This window comes from Gracilibacillus salitolerans, assembly GCF_009650095.1.
Classification (GTDB): domain Bacteria; phylum Bacillota; class Bacilli; order Bacillales; family Amphibacillaceae; genus Gracilibacillus; species Gracilibacillus salitolerans.
Map to the genome: position 1 here is coordinate 3,925,610 of NZ_CP045915.1, position 17,183 is coordinate 3,942,792.

The window sequence follows — 17,183 nt, forward strand, 5'->3', positions numbered from 1 at the left end:
ACAAGAACTATATCGGATATAGCTATTCCCGACAATGATACATTTTTGATTTTAAAGTAAGACTTTTTTTATTAATTTCTCTTATTTTGATTACATGATCTAGCGATGAAGCGAACGAAACTCACTCGGAGTAACACCTTCACTCTTCTTGAAAAGGCGATTAAAATAACTGTGGCGATAACCAATATTTTGGGCCACTTGATTAATTTTCAAATCGGTATCGATCAGCATTTCTTTCGCCTTGTTCAAGCGAATGTTCGTTAAATAATCAATAAAATTCAAGCCTGTTATGTCTTTAAATACTTTACTCAAAATAGAGGGATTTAATTTTACTTGTTCCGCACACTCATCTAGGGATATATCATTCATATAGTTTTCTTCTAACAGTTCTATCACTTTTTCCACGATAATTTGCAATCTTTGATTTTTCTTTTGAGACAACTCATCAATCATAGGGTCGATTACTTTCACTTCAAACCACCGATTGATTTCTTCCATATCTTTGATCGCATTCAATTGCTGATACAAATTAGCTCCTTTATCGACAAAGTCATTCATTAAGCCGGATTGCATCGCTACCTGAAGAATACTTCCTAATAATTGGAATGCAGTCTGTTTAAAGAGTGCTTCGTTTGTGTAATTTGAAGTGATGGATTGAAAAAATGCTTGCAATAACCGTTTCGTCTCTTCTTTATCCCGTAACCTGATAGCTTGGGACATTTGCTTTTCGATATCAAAAGGATATTCGAGCGTTTCACTTTTCTTTGTTAAATAATCCATATTTTCTATCTCAATGATTTGATTATTTTCATGGACATTTCGAAAGCTCAGAGCATTTTTCGTCTCTTCAAAATGGTTATGGATCAGTTTAATACTATCCGTTCTTCTGCTGATACCAACGGATACATCCATCTTACATATTTGATTAATATATGTAATCATTTCTTCGCTTTTCTCTACAAGCTCTTTTTTTAATTCGTTATGCGACTTGCTATCGTCATACGTAATAAATACACCCAAAGACAAATCATGAAAATTAATGACATCTGCTTGAATACTTGCGTTTTGCATCAGTTCTTCGGTGATATTACTAGCTACAAATGTAATAAGTCCTTCATCTTCTCCAAACTTATCTTTTACTTTGGAAAAGCCAAATAGTTGAATATACATCAAGATATAGCGATGGTTTTTAACCGTCCAACCAAAATGCTCCATGCGCTCGATTAATATACGCTCTGGATATGAATAGAAGAATCCTTGGATTAATTGCAATAAGAAGCCTTGACGCAAATAAGGAAGCTGCCTTTTTATCTTTTTTTGCAGTTGTTCACTTTCCGTTGATAAATCCTCCCATGCTTCCTCTATTATTTCAAATTCACTAATCGTTTTTCGATCTCGATTTCGATTCATTTTTTCCAAGAGCTTTTTAACAGGTGCATACAGCTTATTCGAGACAAAGATAGTTAAAATAATAGCAATTAACAGCATACTCAAACTGATAATAAGAAATAACTTAGAAATAAATACAACTGGTTCGGTAATCGTTGATAAGGGCGCCACAGATATGTATTTCCAATCTTCCTGTAACCGCGAAATCGTATCATAGGTGACGGTGTATCGAAGTCCCTCCCATTCAAAAACAAAAGGCTCGTTTAAAGAGATATTCTGACCTATTTCTGTTAATACTTCATTTTCTAAGGCAGTTAAATGACTCCGTCCATCCTCTGTAAAAATCCAATCTGTTTCATTTCTCTGAATAAAAACTGACCCCTCTTCATATGGTGATTTGATTAGTTCCAGTAATGCTTCTTTATTCAGAAAGACAATGATAGACGCAGAGTCCGGTGAATTAAATGTGGTAATTTTATGTACTAACTTTATCGGAGCATATCGATTTTCATACCCCGTCTCAATTGGGGTTAAATCCGATGTCCAGAATAAATTTCGATCATACTCATGTAATAAGCTCTCATAATGTTCTTTTTGTTCATCCGTAGTTAAATGATAATAGCCATTTTTCGTAAAAACTAAAGGCTTTGGTTCATTGATAAATAATTCTACTCTTCCAATTAAAGGGTTAGATCCTTCCATAACTAATAACGTATTATAGATTCGATATACGCTTTCATACTCGGTTACGACATCAACACTATTATATGTATTCATAAAATTGGAGTCCGATGCCCAATGTCCAAGTAGTAGCTCGATATTAGTTAAATGTTCATCAATTGTTTCAATTGTTTTATGTAAATAATTCTTATGCACTTCATGTAGCTCATTTTCCATTTGTGTCTTACTTACGATAAATAATACGAACGTAAAAATAATGCCTGGAAGACTTGTAACTAATAAAAAAACAATTAAATTTTTTCGGTAATTTTTATTTAATAGTAGATTAGCGATATATGTCCGATAGTTTTGGAGTTTTTGCTTCAATAACCTTTCCCTCCCTCTCTATAAAGTGAGACTTCCATCAGTGGAAGTCTTATCAATGCTACACCGCAATAAAAGCGTTTACATTATTTTAGCATATATCCTAAGATTAAAAAATCTCTCTACTAGTAGAATAGCAGAGAGATTTTTTAAACTCTTAATTTTAGCGTGCTTGATATGCCTCATTCATTTCTTCCGTCATTGCTTGCATATCTGGGTCTTGTTCAAGTTCTTCGACTAAGCTATCCCATGCCTCCATTGACTCCGAACCAAGGATAATCTTAGTCTTCAAGTCTTGTAACTTTTTCTCTAACTCAGGTAAATAAGTTTGACCAGTTTCAGAAAATAAGCCTAAGCTTACATCAGGAACACTAGTCTCTTCTCTGGCATCCTGAATTTCTTGGTATAGCTCTTGAGCTTCTTCTGGGAACGTTGGTTTGACAGAGCTTGCATAAGGATCAGATACATAAACGATTTGGTTAAAGTCACCGATAGCATCTTCTTGGGCTTTTTCTGTGTTGATCACTACTTCCCCGTCTTCTACTGTGTGGTGAACACCTTCAATACCGTGTCGATGTAACTGAAATACATCATCTTCCATCCAGTCATTAATCATTTGCAAGATTGTTTTCATTTTTTCTTCCGGTACACTTTTCGAAATAACATTGACGCTAGCAAAACCAGGTCCTGCCGGATTATATCCATTCACTTCTTCAAGTGGATATAGGCTGGTAAACTCAAAATCTGGGTTGATACTTTTTAACGTATCGTATACTTCCTGAAAAGCACCTGCTTTTTCACTTAACATACCAGCTTCCCCACTTTTGAACATTTCTTGTGACTGACTATTCTGTAGCGATGCAAAATCTTCCGGAATTAATCCATCTTGATAGGCATTACTTAGAAACTCAATAGCATCACGAGTTTCTGGTAATAATGCTGTGTGGATCAGTTCGCCATCTACATCTTTCCATTGACCAGTAGCACCAGTAAAGATACCTTCAAAAACACCCATATTACCCATATCAGTTGGATTAACATAGCCCGCATAACCGATTGTATCATCTTCACCATTCTGATCTGGATCATCATGAGTAAATGCTCTCATCACTTCATATAACTCATCTGAAGTTTCTGGGATTTCCATTCCCAGATTATCTAACCAGTCTTTTCTAAGAGAAAAGAATGTTTCACCTTCAGACGGCCTTGGACGTGGGATACCATAATTTGCACCATCCAAACTTGTCAGTTCCCAAGCGATATCAGCAATACCTTCTTTTATATTTGGGTAATCATCAATATAGGGAGAAACATCCCAAAAAGCACCTTGTTGTGCAGCTTGACGATAAACCGGACTAAACGGATCTGGTACCAACATTAAATCTGGCAGGTCACCTGAAGCTAACATGACATTAAATTTTTCCTCATAGTTGTTCGCTGAAACCCATTCAATACTTAAATCTGTATTTGTCCCTTCCTCGATTGCCTGCTCCACTTCACCATCTTGTTCAGGTGGAGTCGGACTAAAGAAGTGACTCATAACCCTTACTTCGGCAGGATCAGAATCATTTGCAGCTTCTTCTTCACCATTTTCTGTTTCATTACTACCCCCATTATTATCGCTACTACTTTCCTCATCATTGCCATTGCATGCTACTAAAATAGATAAGAACAATACCATTAACATAAGCAAACCTTTTTTCAACATATTAACCCTCCTATTTTTTAAAACTATTTATCAATTCATACCGATACCTTATTTATTCTTTAATCGATCCAATCATCACCCCTTTAGCAAAGTGTTTTTGTAGAAATGGATATATCATAAGGATCGGTACAATAGCAATAACAACTGCTGCCATCTTTAATGTTTCACTTGGTGGCGGCTGCAGGAGTGGGTCGACATCTCCTAAACTACTACTGGATGCATCAATTAACATATTCTGCAACAATACTTGAATAGGCCACTTGCTTGATTCATTTAAATATAACAAGGCATTAAAATATTGATTCCAATATTGCACCGCAAAAAATAAGCCAAATGCTGCTATCGATGGAAGAGATAATGGCAAAATAATTTTAATCCATGCAGTCAAATCATTACATCCATCAATCGTCGCAGCTTCTACTAACGTATCGGGAATACTGTCATAAAAACCTTTCATTAAAATAACAAACCAACCATTGGATAACGAAACTAAAATGACAGACCATAAGCTATTGATTAACCCTAACTCTTTGACAAGCAGATAGTTAGGAATAATGCCAGGATTAAATAAAATCGTAAACAATACTAATAACAAAATAAACTTTCTACCTTTAAATTTCTTCCTTGATAAAGCATAAGCAAATGACGAGGTAATCACTAAACTACAGGCAGTACCTACAACGGTTAGAAAGGTACTCACCCCTAATGATTGAACAAATGCCCCAGATGAGAGTAGATACTCATAAGATGCTAATGACCAGTTTTCCGGGAAGAGAACCATACTCTTTTGTAAGTATTCAATCGGATCTGTAAAGGATACCACGACCACATAATAGATTGGAAAGATCGTCACAATAGACATAATTCCTAGAAAAATCAAGTTGGATACGTCAAACACTTTATCGCCTACACTTTTTTTAATCATTTCCTGCACTCCTTTCCTAGTAAATTCCCTCTTCACCAAACTTTTTAGACATCTTATTGGCTATTACTACTAAAACCAATCCCACAAATGATTTAAACAGCCCTACAGCCGTACTGTAACTAAATTGACCTTGTTGAATACCCACACGATAAACATAGGTATCAAATACTTCCGCCACCTCGGAAACAGCGCCATTATACATAAGGAATACTTGCTCAAATCCTACTTCCATGACATCTCCCAAGCGAAGGATAAGTAATATAATGATGACATTTCGAATCGCAGGTAATGTCACATGCCAAATTTGACGAAATCTATTTGCACCATCAATTCTCGCTGCTTCATACAACTCAGTATTTACTCCGGCAATAGCTGCTAGAAAAATAATGGTTCCCCAACCTGCTTCCTTCCAAACCGACTGTCCAGTAAGTAAAAACCAGAAAATATCCGAATTGGTGAGAAAATCAAATTTTTCAAAACCAAAAAACACAAACAGTTGATTGATGACCCCTTCAGATTTTGACAATAACATAAAGGTTAAACTAGCAATAATAACCCACGATAGAAAGTGTGGTAAATAAACAATCGATTGTACTGTTCGTTTATAAAATTGATTTCTCACCTCATTTAATAAAAGTGAAAGAATAATTGGTAAAGGAAAAAAGAAAAGTAAATTCAAAAAGCTAATAGCTAGCGTATTTCTTAATAACATGAAAAAGTCCTGATTTCCAAATAACCTTTGAAAATGCTGCCAACCTACCCAGGGACTTTCAACATATCCTAAGAAAGGAGAAAAATCTTTAAACGCAATAGAAATGCCCCACATCGGAACATATTTAAATAGGAGAAAATAAATTAAACCCGGTAATGCTAGCAGGTAAAGATATTTATCCCTTGATAATTGTGATAAAAATTTTTTTGCTTTACTTTTAGGTTTTGCGTTATCCATTAATTCCTTTTCATTTAATTCTTTTGCCCTTTCCATTTTTAAATCCCTCCTCAATCAGACCATTTATGCATGCGCTTACAATTTTGTTATTACATTCTTTGTAAAGTGACAAAAGGTATGCTTTTAATGTAAACAGTTGAAATATTTCCTGCAATAATACTCTTTTTATTTCTTGAATAATCGGATTAACACTTTTTTTATAACTTAGTCTTTTTTTTATAAAGACTGCTCTATCAAGGCTACAAGGTTCATATCTCACAAAAAAATAATGTCTTTCCTCAATTGGAAAGACATGTTAATCTACTATTTTTAACCTAGATGTGAACCGGTGGAAACCGAGGAAAGAAACAAATGCAATGGTAGAACCAATAAAAAATGGGACAAGGAAAGAAAAGTAAGTACTGCTCAGATAAATAAGCAACCCGCTTACTACGATAATTTCAATCGTCAGAATCGGATTTATGACTGTAAAGAACATAGCATTTTTTAAAATAGTAAGTGTTCGCGATTGGAAATGAACCGTGATCGAAAAAAAGTGAATCGTAAACACAAATAATATAGCAAGCAAAAGATAAAATAAATAGGTGAATATTTCTAGTGAGTTGAAAGTTAAGATATAATAGTAAAAGAACATCGAGCTCCATATCAAGGTAATAAATAATCCACCTTTTAGGCTGTCCAGATAATTTTGCTTATAATATTCCCAAAATCCTTTTACTATATTTACATCTTCTCCTAAAACCCACCGACGAACTACAGCGAATAAAGCAGTTGTAGCTGGGAAAGTAACAATGGGTACTAAAATAACTAACAGCACAAAAAAAATGATTAACTCTCCTATATAACTGGCCAGTAACATATTAAATACTACAATTGCTACAGGTAAGTTAAAGAGAAACCATAATAGATTCACACTTGCAATCCGGGTTAACCAAAGCGAAATTTTGTAAAAAACACCCCAAATTCCCCTTATTTCCATATGCGGCACCTTCTTTGAACATAAATCTTTAAAATGGATTGTAAAACAGCTAACCAGCTAGCTTTTAAAAGAACTATTGATATGATATAAACTCACCTCGAATTGAAAGCGATATCACAGCGAGTCAACATTATCACATTCAAGGTAAAAAAGGAAGTTGAATTCAGTAGATATCTAATATCTACTCAACTTGAGAGGATATACTTAACCATGATTTATACCTTCTAAAAATACCTTCACCTCACCCAATTTCGAGGAGTGGCACCAGGTTAACGCCCGTAACACTTCTTGTATTTCTTCCCGCTACCGTATGGACATGGCTCATTTCTGCCTACCTTTGATGACATTACAAACATTTTTCTCATTGAAATTAATGAATGCATCGAATAATGAAGACATCATAATTAATCGATGTCATCATTACCAACAAGGATTGATCCACAAGTTCAGCAATCGCGCCTTATTGTTGAATAGTAATGTGAAGCAAATGGACCTGTTGTTTTTCGGGTTTCTTCTTCAACATTAGCCCCCGTTACTTTAAGTAGCTTTCTTCACAAATAATTGGCAAGTTTAGTTTAATAGCTTTTCTACCCTTTCTTTCACTTCAAGCGGTAAAGACTGTTTCAGTGCTTTTTCTAACAATTGTGGATATATTATTCCATTAGTTCTTAAAAAATTTTCAATAAGCAACGCTTTTTCTTGTTTGTTTGGAATTAACCAATATAGGATATACCAATCTTCGAGTGAACATAAAGGGATATCCACTCCATTTATTTTTTTATGGGTTACAATAGATTCCTGTTGCAGTGATATTTTATAAATCCCTTCGTCATGTTGTATTGCAAATCCACCCATGACATCAATATCAATACCGTTAATTCTATATTTAGAGAAATTCATTGTGCGAAAAGGGTGAGAACTTAATGCTTCTTTCGCTTTCCCAATCGATGACATTATTTCATTTAATTTGGTTGCATTTGTTTCATCTACCAAAATATCTATATCATTAGGTTTATCAATTATTTTATAAAAACTAAGTAGAAGTGAACCACCAACTCCCCAAATTATATTCTTGTTTTTTAATCTGTCGCCGATAAAAGATAATGTCTTTAGCATATTATTCTCCTGACATTCATGGATATTTTAAAGAACTGTTACGCCATTATACAAAGACTATAGCAAGGAAAAAATTAAAATGTTTATTCAAGTATTCTGCCATTTAGTACAGGAAGCGATTACTCTCTTAAACAATCGCACCATATAGTTTGAGTGCGTTTTTTCACAAACAAGCTTTATTTCACAAGGTGCATATACGCACCAACTAGTATTAAACACGCTCAAGCTTTTTAAATGGTCTGTGAGGTAATTCAACACTGATGGTATCACCTGGTTTCACTTCTCCACTCTGCAATATAACTCCCATTATTCCTGCTTTTCTTATTAGATTTCCTTCTGAATCCTTATCCAAAACAGCCTTTAAAAGACCTGGTTGAAAATTATCAATTTGAGCACAAGGATTTCTTAAGCCTGTTACTTTAATAATTGCAGACTCACCTATAGTTAATATCGTATCAGTTGGTAGTTCAAGAAGATTTATTCCGACAGTTGTAATATTTTCACCCAACTGTCCAGGATTAATATTAAAACGCTCTGCTAACTCTTCGAATAACTCATTTTGAATTAAATGCACTTGTCTTAAGTTAGGCTGGTTTGGATTTTGTGCCACTCTCGACCGATGCTTAACCGTTGAACCAAAGTGTGCATCGCCTTCGACCCCTAAACCCTTTACCAATTTTATAAACTCTTGATTTTCTTTACTAAACGTATGCTCCTTATTTAAACTAACTGCTATGACAGTTCCTAAAATTGAACTCTCTTTTTTTACATCAAACATTAAATCCTCACGTCCTTCCGTTTTTTAACTCCCTGTTTGTTCATATTCAATAAAGGTTAAATTATTCTTTCTTGGGGTACAGCCAACATTTTAACGAAATGTGATTTTGTTTTTATCTTCGTTTTCGTCTCCAGTCTCTTCGTTCTCCATATCAACCCACGATTCCATCAGAGCATCCATACGGAAAATCGAGGTAGGAGAGAGTTTTTGATAGGTATTTTTATAAAATTCCTGTTCAAAGGAGTAGACTGCTGATTCTACGATATCTTCAATCTGATTTTCTGTCGTCAGTTCAATTTTTCTTACGGTATTCATTGCGGACTTCTGCTTTTAATGATTCTTTATCTAATAAATGATCAAGGACTTTGTATTTTAGCCATTCGTGAATTTCTTTTACATCATCGTTAGTGTTTGATCGAAAACCGAAAAAAGCTCGAATTTCAGCCCGGTGATTCTTAATAGTTCTACCTTCCCAAAAATACTGCTGTCAATTCTTCTGGTAGTCGTAATTGCTGTGCGATATATCGAATAATTGATTTTGGAATATCATTTAATTGTTTTGGAAAACGAATTGCGATTTAGCACAATATCTTCTTTCATTATTTTAACATAATATTCCAACATTTTATTTTAATTTTAAGTCATGAAAAATGGCATCTTTTTTTAAAAAAACAATCGCAAGGATAACTGTCAATAGAGCAGCAATAATTGGAGCAAAAGAGAAAAAACTTATTTCTTCCAATTAATTCACCTCCAATGTAAACTATTACTCCACGGAGCGTGCTAGTTTCCTAGCACTCCGCGTTCCATCTAAAGATATGTTATAAATTATAAGTTTCTAGTTACACATAGATTTGAGATTATATGCTTGGTTCCAAACCGTATTTTTGATGGTATTGATTATCTTCTGAACCATTTTTGACGGATGATCTCGTCAACGACGTGCTCGATCGGTGCGGTGGCGTCGATTATAATTCCGTTTTTCGGAATGTCTTCTTTTGTTCGGTGCAATCGCGCAATGAGTTCCCGTTCCGTTTTCTTTCCGCCCCACTCATTTTCCGGTCGCTCGTCAAGCCGCCGGTTCAATGTGTCAAGGTCGACCTCGAGGACAAACACGCCGTCAAATAGATCTATGAATTTCGAAAAGTTCCTAGAACCACCGCAGAAAAATGTTACCGCCTCATCCTGGTTGGCGACCAAAGCTTTTACTTTATCTACATGCCAAATGTGGTGCTCGTGCGTGACGCCATCCGTCCGTGTACCCGTTTCCGGATCGCCTTGATAAGCCAATTCACGGTCACCATTAATGGCATGGTAGCCACGCCGCTGCAATTCTTTGCAGACCGAAGTTTTGCCGGTGCCCGAAACGCCTTCAATCAGATAATTCCAAATGCCCATAGCTAGACCCTCCATTTCTGTCGCTTAACTGCCCTTTCAATATCTCTACACTCAATTCTAACATGATATTCCAATAATATTATTGGATTTTGTCAAAAGAAAAAGGTGACCAACCGATGATCACCTCGTTTAATAATATTTTTATATTGTTCCCGAAAAGATCTTCAACAGCTAGTTCATGATTGTCCTCCCTAAGTCTGTCCCCTTTTTAGTTAGTATTAGCTTTTGATAAAGTATTTATCTAAAGAATATAACTTACTTCCATTCAGTAATAAATATGCAGAGATTACTAGTAATGCAAGATCGTACGCGTAACCTCCAATGAAACCTGCGGCAAATTGAACTTTAATAATTGCACCCAGTAACAATAAGACGAATAGTCCTCCTACGATACGCGTTGCCAGTCCGAGTATTAATGCGATCCCACCAACCACTTCAAGACCTGCTACTATATAAGCCAAAAATCCGGGCAATCCAATACTATCGAACCATCCAGCAGTATTAGCAATGCCACCTTGAAATTTATCAGTACCATGTCCTATAAAAATAATTCCTAAAACAACTCGTAATAACAATGCACCAATGCCTTCTTTGTTTGTCATTTTTTATTCCTCCTATTTCAATAATTTTATTTTCAACAAAACGAATAACTAGTCTATAGCTTATTCATTATAACTACTTCCCTTTAAAAATTTAACTTAACCTTATATCGTATCGTTACTTACGGTCAGGTTTAAACCCGTAACAGATAAAGCAAACGTTTTTTGTCTCTAAAAAAATAATTCATATTAGGGAACAAAATGTAAAAAAATTAGAAGAAACATCATTTTGTTTTCGAATAAGAATAATTGTTTATATATAAGATAACAATATAACTTGTGGACTGTCAATGTTTTTTTTGCTAATATATACATATGTTTCATAACAGAAAACACACAGGAGGGGTGATGAAGCTGGATATAGGAACTAAAATTCGCGCGATAAGAAATAGAAAAAAAATTACCATTGCGAAAATGTGTGAAGGTACAGGGCTTTCCAAAGGATTCATAAGTAATGTCGAAAACAATAATACATCACCTTCAATCAATACATTGAATACAATTGCGGAGTTTCTGAAGGTGCCTTTACCTTATTTATTATTAGAAAAAAAACAGCACATGCGTGTCGTTCGAAAAGATGAAAGAAGAACCTCCTCGTATAAAGATTTAAAAATTGAGCATCTAACCTCAAAAGGCCCATTACAAATGAGAATCGTTGAGTCGCCACCCGGTATCGCAATCGGAGAAGATGAACCCCATGCACACGAAGGGGAAGAATGCCACTTAGTGCTAGAAGGAAAAATTCTAGCTGAACAAGGAGAAGACTCTATCATTGCAGAAGAAGGCGATTCCTTTAGCTGGAATGCTAGTGTTCCACATACTGTAAAAAATATTGGAGATACCAAATCAGTAATCCTAATCGCCATTTATTCTGATACCAAATTAGATGATTTGCTATAAGGCATTATGGCGAGATATAAGTACAAAAGATGGATAGGTTAGCAAATGGCAGGTTTGCTTTGCCTATCTTTTTTTATTACAGATTTCCCTCATCTCAAGCGGTTTAATTTTTTCAAAACGATTAAACTATATTACAAACAACTAGAAGGTAGCAAATTTGCATTTTTACTATATCTCAGTAAATATGATTATCTTCAAACCCAAAAACCACACCATCTCAAAATGTGAGTGGTGTGGTTTTTATAAGGGACTCTTTCCCTATTACTCGTTTTCTAGTTCGATGTCGGTAAAGGTCGCAGTGGTGTAGTGTATCAACTGGTTAGGGTTTTGCGAGCCATCTACTGCGAATCCGATATAGATTTTGTCGGACATGTTGATTTCTTGCTGACCAACTTCAACCCAACTTTCTCCATCTTCAGATGCATAGCCTGTAATTTGATTGCCTTCTCGTTCAACTTTTAGCCAATATGGTATCTCCGTATTTAAAAGAGAAGGTACTCCATTCTCTTCCGGTCTGTCATGTTCACCCGGTGCAATAATGTCTGCTCCTTTCTCCTCTCTTGATGAAAAATGTATCGCATATAAGGTATCCTGACGGTCAGCTTTAACGACTGAAGTACTAATCATCGCTGTTTTAGCATCAGGTGCCAGTTGATCTCTTACCATTAGTCCGGATATCGCATTATTATTTAATTTGGTTATATCTGCAACTTTCGCGGTTAAAGACCCATCACCTTCCAATGTCTGATAAGCAAATTGGAATTCATCTTTATCTCCCATAATACGGCCAGTACCCTTTACTGTTAAAGTATCATCTTCTAGACTAGCATTACCTTTTACCGCAACTCCTCCGATGTCTTTCGATTTCCAGTCAACGGATTGATTCTTTGTATTTACATAAACCGGAGCTGAAGTAGTCTGGGTAGCATTACCATCTCTATCAATCGCTTTAGCTGAAACATACCAGGTCCCTGCTGGTGCATCCTTCCATGTGAAGGAGAAGGACTGCCCTGAAGCTTCGCCAATTTTTTCATCATTTTGATAATACTCCACTTTTTCAATATTTTCTTTGTTCGCCAAATTTACATTAAATGTAATATTCTTACCTGTCTGATGTACACTGTGCACTGTTGGAGATGCTAACTCTATCTCAGGATTTGCTGGCTCATGTTCCATATCTACTAATGAATGTAGGTATAATTCTAAATTAGAATATCCAGAATCAGTGATTTCTTTGCCATCCTCAGGATTCTCAGGATCAAGTCCATTTTCGATTTCCCATGCATCAGGCATTCCGTCATGATCGGAATCTTGTGGCGCCTCCTCTGATTTCATTTCCGGGAAACCGCCAACCTCCCACTCATTATTAATGATACGACCTGTACCATTCTCGACATCGTTAACAATCCGCGCGTCTACGGGGTCACGTTTCGGTAAAGTTGCACCCGCTCTTTTTAAGACAAGATCATATGCTTCTTCAGCAGGTTTAATATTTAACTCATCCTGATAGGCAACTAGATAAGGTTCATCTCCAAACGTGACATCCTGTTTTATATCTTCTACTCCTAAATAATTATCAGCCGTTACCGCTTCATTATCATGCATCACATTACCATCAATATAAAACCAGCCTGGTTCGCCATCACGGCCAGGACTGATAATTCGTTGGCTGACATTGTCATAAGTTGCAGGACCCGGCTTGTAATAATTATTGATAATGTTATTTCGTTGATTTTCCCCGCCATACATGGAGTTAAATCCCCAATTATAAATGACGTTATTAACCAACTCATCATTGGCTACCGGATGAATCGTATTGCCGCCATTGCCAAGTGCAGGCGTACGGCTGATATGGGTGGCGATTAGATTATTACTGAAGGTCGCATTGTGTCCACCCCAGATGCCACCATAGCCATGTCTACCTTTCGAATGACCCGAGATTAATAGACTTTCACTAATTATACTCCATTGTACCGTTGTATTTTCATTTCGGTATAATGAAAAAGCTTCATCGATACCCCAGCTTGCGGAAACATGGTCAATGATAGCGTCTTTTATATCTCTTCCACCAAACGCATCAAACTCTGTGTGAATATTGGCACTTCCCGGACGGAATCTCATATATCTGATAATAAGATTTTCAGAGTTACTTATATCTGTACCATATCCTGCTACGGTAATGCCGTCACCTGGTGCTGTCTGACCTGCAATCGTAAGGTTTTTCCTGTTAATTCGTAGTGGCTGTTCCAAATGAATCGTACCGGAAACACGAAAAACTATGGTTCGATTATCTTCACTTACCGCGTCTCGCAGTGATCCTTCGATTGGTTCTTCATCTGCGTCATAGTCTTCTGTTGTTGTTACTTCATACACATCATAACCTCTTCCACCTGAAGTATATTTTCCTCCACCTTCCGCTCCAGGGAAAGCAAGTACCTTCTCGTCCTCAGCTTCTTCTGCTTGTACAATATCAACTTCCATCAATGGAACCAGTAAGATCATGATGATTGCAATCACACACATTTGCCTTCTTTTCTTCAACTTTTTCATTTCAGTATTCACCTCCATCATTTATTAGTTTTATTTTATCAATCGCTAGATTACATTTTTTTATACCTTATCAATTAAACGCTTACATTTATCTGTTTCTTGTCCTCGATAGTCGTTAGGTGACATACTGGTGAATTTCTTAAAGATTCTCCAAAAGTGGACATGATTGGTATAACCAACCTTCTTAGTAATTTGATTGATTTTCAGCGTTGTTTCCGTTAGTAGCCTTTTCGCTTCTGTAATACGCACGGCATTTAAGTATTCTGTAAAGCTGCATCCAATAGATTGCTTGAATAATTTACTTATCGATTGCTCATGGAGATAAAATTTATTAGCAAGAATGGACAAGGTGATGTCTTGATGGAAACGTTCATTTATATACGTAATCATCCCATCTATTAATTCATGTTGATTACAAGTAGCTTTTGAATGTTCCAACGTGGACGTTTGACTGTGAATCAGTCGTTCACATTCGATAAGTAGTTGGGAAAGAAGTAGCTGTAAATAACGATCACTACTAGGGTTATCGAGGAAATATTCTTCTAGCATTTTTTCTAATATCTTTTGACATGTAGTTGGGTTCTTAACTGAGAGCATAAGTGGGCCTCTTTTAAATAAAGTAGAAAGAAGGATTTGGTCGTCTTCTAAGAGGAAACAATCTCGGAAGTTCAGGACGATTCGCTGATATTTATGATCATTAACGATGGTTTTATGTAGGATATTTTTATCAATCAGCATAATAGTATCTTTTGTTGCTACAAATTTCTTACCATCTATCAAGAAAACTTTCTCCCCTTCAAGCAAATAGAAAATCTCATAATCCTGATGAAGATGATAATGCTGCATATCGCGACTATTCTCATACCCACGGGAATAATCGATGTAAAAAGATCGATTTCGTAAAGACACATTTACCTTCTCTGCCAAAACTACCCCTCCTTTAATTTTCCAGAAAGTAATTTTAGCATACCGAATTCCCACTCATATAGAAAGTGCAAGAATACCTATGTCTAAGGTTGTATTAGATAAAGAAAAATGTCCCGCTTACCTTAATAGCGGGACATTAAATTCGTGATCTTACTCATTATATTCCTTAATCACGTCATTTCCACCGGCCTCTTTCCACTTTTCAATTGCTTCATCAAATCCTGTTTCATCCATTTCACCTAAGATATATTGGTAAGTAGCGTCTTCGATAATTTGATCTAATGAACCAGCATTTTGATTATACGTTTCAGAGTCCAATCCTATCGTGAGATCATTGACAACATAATTATCATTATCTTTGTATAATTCATTTGCTTTAGCAGCTGGTTCATAGTCGAAATAAGATTCGTACCTGCCATTGGTAAGTGGCTCTCCAATTTCAAATGGCGTATATGGTTTAATTTCGCTATCAAATTTGTTCTGATCCATTATTTTTGCGCGGTCATCAACTACTTCATAATGTTCTCCTTCTTGTCCCCAAATTAGTAAATTAGCACCTTCTTCAGACATTAAATAATCAAAGAATTGAAGTACACTTTTCAATTCATCCTCTGATTCAATGGCGGATTTAGGAAAAAGAATAAGACTGCCATATCCCGGGATAGCACGGACTCCAAACTCTCCGTTCGATCCTTCTATATAATTGTGCACATCAAATTCTACATCTGGATTGATTACTTGTGCATCCTGATAAATGCCATGCACGTCTTGCATAGATCCGATATAAGCACCTGCTGTTCCATTTTTCATCATGTCCTGTTGGTCTGTCTTACTGGTTACCGGTGCATCTTTGTTCATATATCCATTGCTATGGAGTTCTCTAAAGAATTCCATGGTTTCTTTATACTCTGGGAACATAAACTCAGGTAACAGTTCACCATCTTGTTGACCCCATCTATTTGGTCCGCCCAGCCAGCTGGATACCGTAACAAACGCTCCCAAATTGCCTCTATCCGTTAGACCGATTGTATCATCTTCTCCATTGCCATCCGGATCATCTTCTGTAAAAGCTCGTAACATGTCATAAAATTCATCCGTAGTAGTCGGTGTGTCGAGTCCTAAGTTGTCCGCCCAATCCTTTCTGTAGATCAGTCCTGAACGTGACAATGGACGCCCCATATATAATGAGTATAATTTATCATCCACTTTGGAGTTTTCCAATGTGCTTTCACGAAGCTTACTTAGATTTTCAAACTCCTCTAGGTATGGACCAATCTCCCAAAACTGTCCATCTCTAATCGCATCTTTAAATTGCGTGAATTGTTCTGTTTTGACTAAAAAAGCGTGAGGTAACGAATTGGTGGAAAAAGCAGTATTGACTCGCTCTTCATAATTACTGTCTGGAATCCACTGAATTTCAAGCTCTGTATTCGTTTTTTCTTCTAGTAATTTCTCTAATTTATCTTGAGGCACTTCTGGTGTATGGAGATTTAACATGACAGATAATTCAAATGGATCTTCGGAATGGCTTTTTTCCTCTGTTTGATTTGAATCATCACCATCAGTATTATTTTGTTCCTCGTTTGAAGTACTGTCATCACTACACGCAATAATAAATAAAAAGATGAAAGATACCAACAAAGGCATGATTAATTTTCTCATATTCCATTATCCTTTCTTATTTTGGAATTAATACTGAGGAACACTTAAGGCTTGATCTAAATCTTTAGACTCCAGATCTCCCCCTTCCCATATTTCTTTACAGTACTCTCGCTCCTTTTAACGATGTTATTGTTTTTATTTTACTAGTTAAGAGGTTACATAATTTTATACTTTCATCGTATTTTGCTTACATTTTTGAATACCTTCTTTAATTTTCATCTTAATTTATGAAAATATGATATACATGGAAATGCTTTCA

At 35.9% G+C, this 17,183-nt stretch carries 15 protein-coding genes; 1 reads left to right on the top strand and 14 read right to left on the bottom strand.

The features are described from left to right. Window positions 1–99 precede the first annotated feature (99 nt). The 11 genes from GI584_RS18760 to GI584_RS18810 form a co-directional block, all read right to left on the bottom strand. On the bottom strand, window positions 100–2,436 hold the full coding sequence (locus GI584_RS18760; protein WP_100359269.1) for a helix-turn-helix transcriptional regulator: 2,337 nt from the start codon (window positions 2,434–2,436) through the stop codon (window positions 100–102). A 160-nt stretch (window positions 2,437–2,596) separates the two neighbouring features. Further along, entirely contained in the window at window positions 2,597–4,141 is a 1,545-nt protein-coding gene (locus GI584_RS18765; protein ID WP_153792181.1) for an extracellular solute-binding protein, read from the bottom strand. Window positions 4,142–4,193: 52 nt separating this feature from the next. Beyond that, a complete protein-coding gene (locus tag GI584_RS18770; RefSeq protein WP_100359267.1) occupies window positions 4,194–5,066 on the bottom strand; it encodes a carbohydrate ABC transporter permease in 873 nt (290 codons plus the stop codon). Window positions 5,067–5,082: 16 nt separating this feature from the next. Continuing rightward, window positions 5,083–6,051, bottom strand: a complete 969-nt coding sequence (locus GI584_RS18775) for an ABC transporter permease (RefSeq protein ID WP_153792182.1) — start codon at window positions 6,049–6,051, stop codon at window positions 5,083–5,085. Window positions 6,052–6,310: 259 nt separating this feature from the next. Beyond that, entirely contained in the window at window positions 6,311–6,994 is a 684-nt protein-coding gene (locus GI584_RS18780) for a YesL family protein (protein WP_153792183.1), read from the bottom strand. Window positions 6,995–7,263: 269 nt separating this feature from the next. Further along, the gene (locus GI584_RS24425) at window positions 7,264–7,377 is read right to left on the bottom strand and encodes an SEC-C metal-binding domain-containing protein (protein ID WP_407647371.1); all 114 of its coding nucleotides are present in this window, start codon (window positions 7,375–7,377) and stop codon (window positions 7,264–7,266) included. A 187-nt stretch (window positions 7,378–7,564) separates the two neighbouring features. Continuing rightward, window positions 7,565–8,110 carry a nucleotidyltransferase domain-containing protein gene (locus tag GI584_RS18790; RefSeq protein ID WP_153792184.1) on the bottom strand — a complete coding sequence of 182 codons (546 nt, stop codon included), beginning with the start codon at window positions 8,108–8,110 and terminating at the stop codon, window positions 7,565–7,567. 211 nt (window positions 8,111–8,321) lie between these two features. After that, entirely contained in the window at window positions 8,322–8,888 is a 567-nt protein-coding gene (locus GI584_RS18795; RefSeq protein WP_153792185.1) for an MOSC domain-containing protein, read from the bottom strand. A gap of 90 nt (window positions 8,889–8,978) precedes the next feature. Next, window positions 8,979–9,203: a hypothetical protein gene (locus tag GI584_RS18800; RefSeq protein WP_153792186.1), complete on the bottom strand. Its 225-nt coding sequence runs from the start codon at window positions 9,201–9,203 to the stop codon at window positions 8,979–8,981. Window positions 9,204–9,788: 585 nt separating this feature from the next. After that, window positions 9,789–10,286 (bottom strand): AAA family ATPase, encoded by a 498-nt coding sequence (locus GI584_RS18805; protein WP_153792187.1) that lies wholly within the window; start codon window positions 10,284–10,286, stop codon window positions 9,789–9,791. 218 nt (window positions 10,287–10,504) lie between these two features. Next, window positions 10,505–10,888: a DoxX family protein gene (locus GI584_RS18810; RefSeq protein ID WP_100359260.1), complete on the bottom strand. Its 384-nt coding sequence runs from the start codon at window positions 10,886–10,888 to the stop codon at window positions 10,505–10,507. 351 nt (window positions 10,889–11,239) lie between these two features. On the opposite strand from GI584_RS18810, the gene GI584_RS18815 reads away from it, so the two are divergent. Next, a complete protein-coding gene (locus tag GI584_RS18815; RefSeq protein ID WP_153793015.1) occupies window positions 11,240–11,785 on the top strand; it encodes a helix-turn-helix domain-containing protein in 546 nt (181 codons plus the stop codon). 261 nt (window positions 11,786–12,046) lie between these two features. Here GI584_RS18815 and GI584_RS18820 read toward each other — a convergent pair whose 3' ends face one another. From GI584_RS18820 to GI584_RS18830, 3 genes are all read right to left on the bottom strand, one after another. Then, a complete protein-coding gene (locus GI584_RS18820; RefSeq protein WP_153792188.1) occupies window positions 12,047–14,335 on the bottom strand; it encodes an Ig-like domain-containing protein in 2,289 nt (762 codons plus the stop codon). A gap of 60 nt (window positions 14,336–14,395) precedes the next feature. Beyond that, complete coding sequence (locus GI584_RS18825; protein ID WP_100359255.1) at window positions 14,396–15,262, bottom strand: AraC family transcriptional regulator; 867 nt, start codon at window positions 15,260–15,262, stop codon at window positions 14,396–14,398. Window positions 15,263–15,412: 150 nt separating this feature from the next. Further along, complete coding sequence (locus tag GI584_RS18830) at window positions 15,413–16,924, bottom strand: extracellular solute-binding protein (RefSeq protein WP_153792189.1); 1,512 nt, start codon at window positions 16,922–16,924, stop codon at window positions 15,413–15,415. Window positions 16,925–17,183: the final 259 nt, after the last annotated feature.

Bases quoted from the DNA above. Each gene is read 5' to 3' on its own strand.
- GI584_RS18765 (WP_153792181.1), bottom strand. From the start codon at position 4,141: ATGTTGAAAAAAGGTTTGCTTATGTTAATGGTATTGTTCTTATCTATT.
- GI584_RS18770 (WP_100359267.1), bottom strand. From the start codon at position 5,066: ATGATTAAAAAAAGTGTAGGCGATAAAGTGTTTGACGTATCCAACTTG.
- GI584_RS18775 (WP_153792182.1), bottom strand. From the start codon at position 6,051: ATGGAAAGGGCAAAAGAATTAAATGAAAAGGAATTAATGGATAACGCA.
- GI584_RS18780 (WP_153792183.1), bottom strand. From the start codon at position 6,994: ATGGAAATAAGGGGAATTTGGGGTGTTTTTTACAAAATTTCGCTTTGG.
- GI584_RS24425 (WP_407647371.1), bottom strand. From the start codon at position 7,377: ATGCATTCATTAATTTCAATGAGAAAAATGTTTGTAATGTCATCAAAG.
- GI584_RS18790 (WP_153792184.1), bottom strand. From the start codon at position 8,110: ATGCTAAAGACATTATCTTTTATCGGCGACAGATTAAAAAACAAGAAT.
- GI584_RS18795 (WP_153792185.1), bottom strand. From the start codon at position 8,888: ATGTTTGATGTAAAAAAAGAGAGTTCAATTTTAGGAACTGTCATAGCA.
- GI584_RS18800 (WP_153792186.1), bottom strand. From the start codon at position 9,203: ATGAATACCGTAAGAAAAATTGAACTGACGACAGAAAATCAGATTGAA.
- GI584_RS18805 (WP_153792187.1), bottom strand. From the start codon at position 10,286: ATGGGCATTTGGAATTATCTGATTGAAGGCGTTTCGGGCACCGGCAAA.
- GI584_RS18810 (WP_100359260.1), bottom strand. From the start codon at position 10,888: ATGACAAACAAAGAAGGCATTGGTGCATTGTTATTACGAGTTGTTTTA.
- GI584_RS18820 (WP_153792188.1), bottom strand. From the start codon at position 14,335: ATGAAAAAGTTGAAGAAAAGAAGGCAAATGTGTGTGATTGCAATCATC.
- GI584_RS18830 (WP_153792189.1), bottom strand. From the start codon at position 16,924: ATGAGAAAATTAATCATGCCTTTGTTGGTATCTTTCATCTTTTTATTT.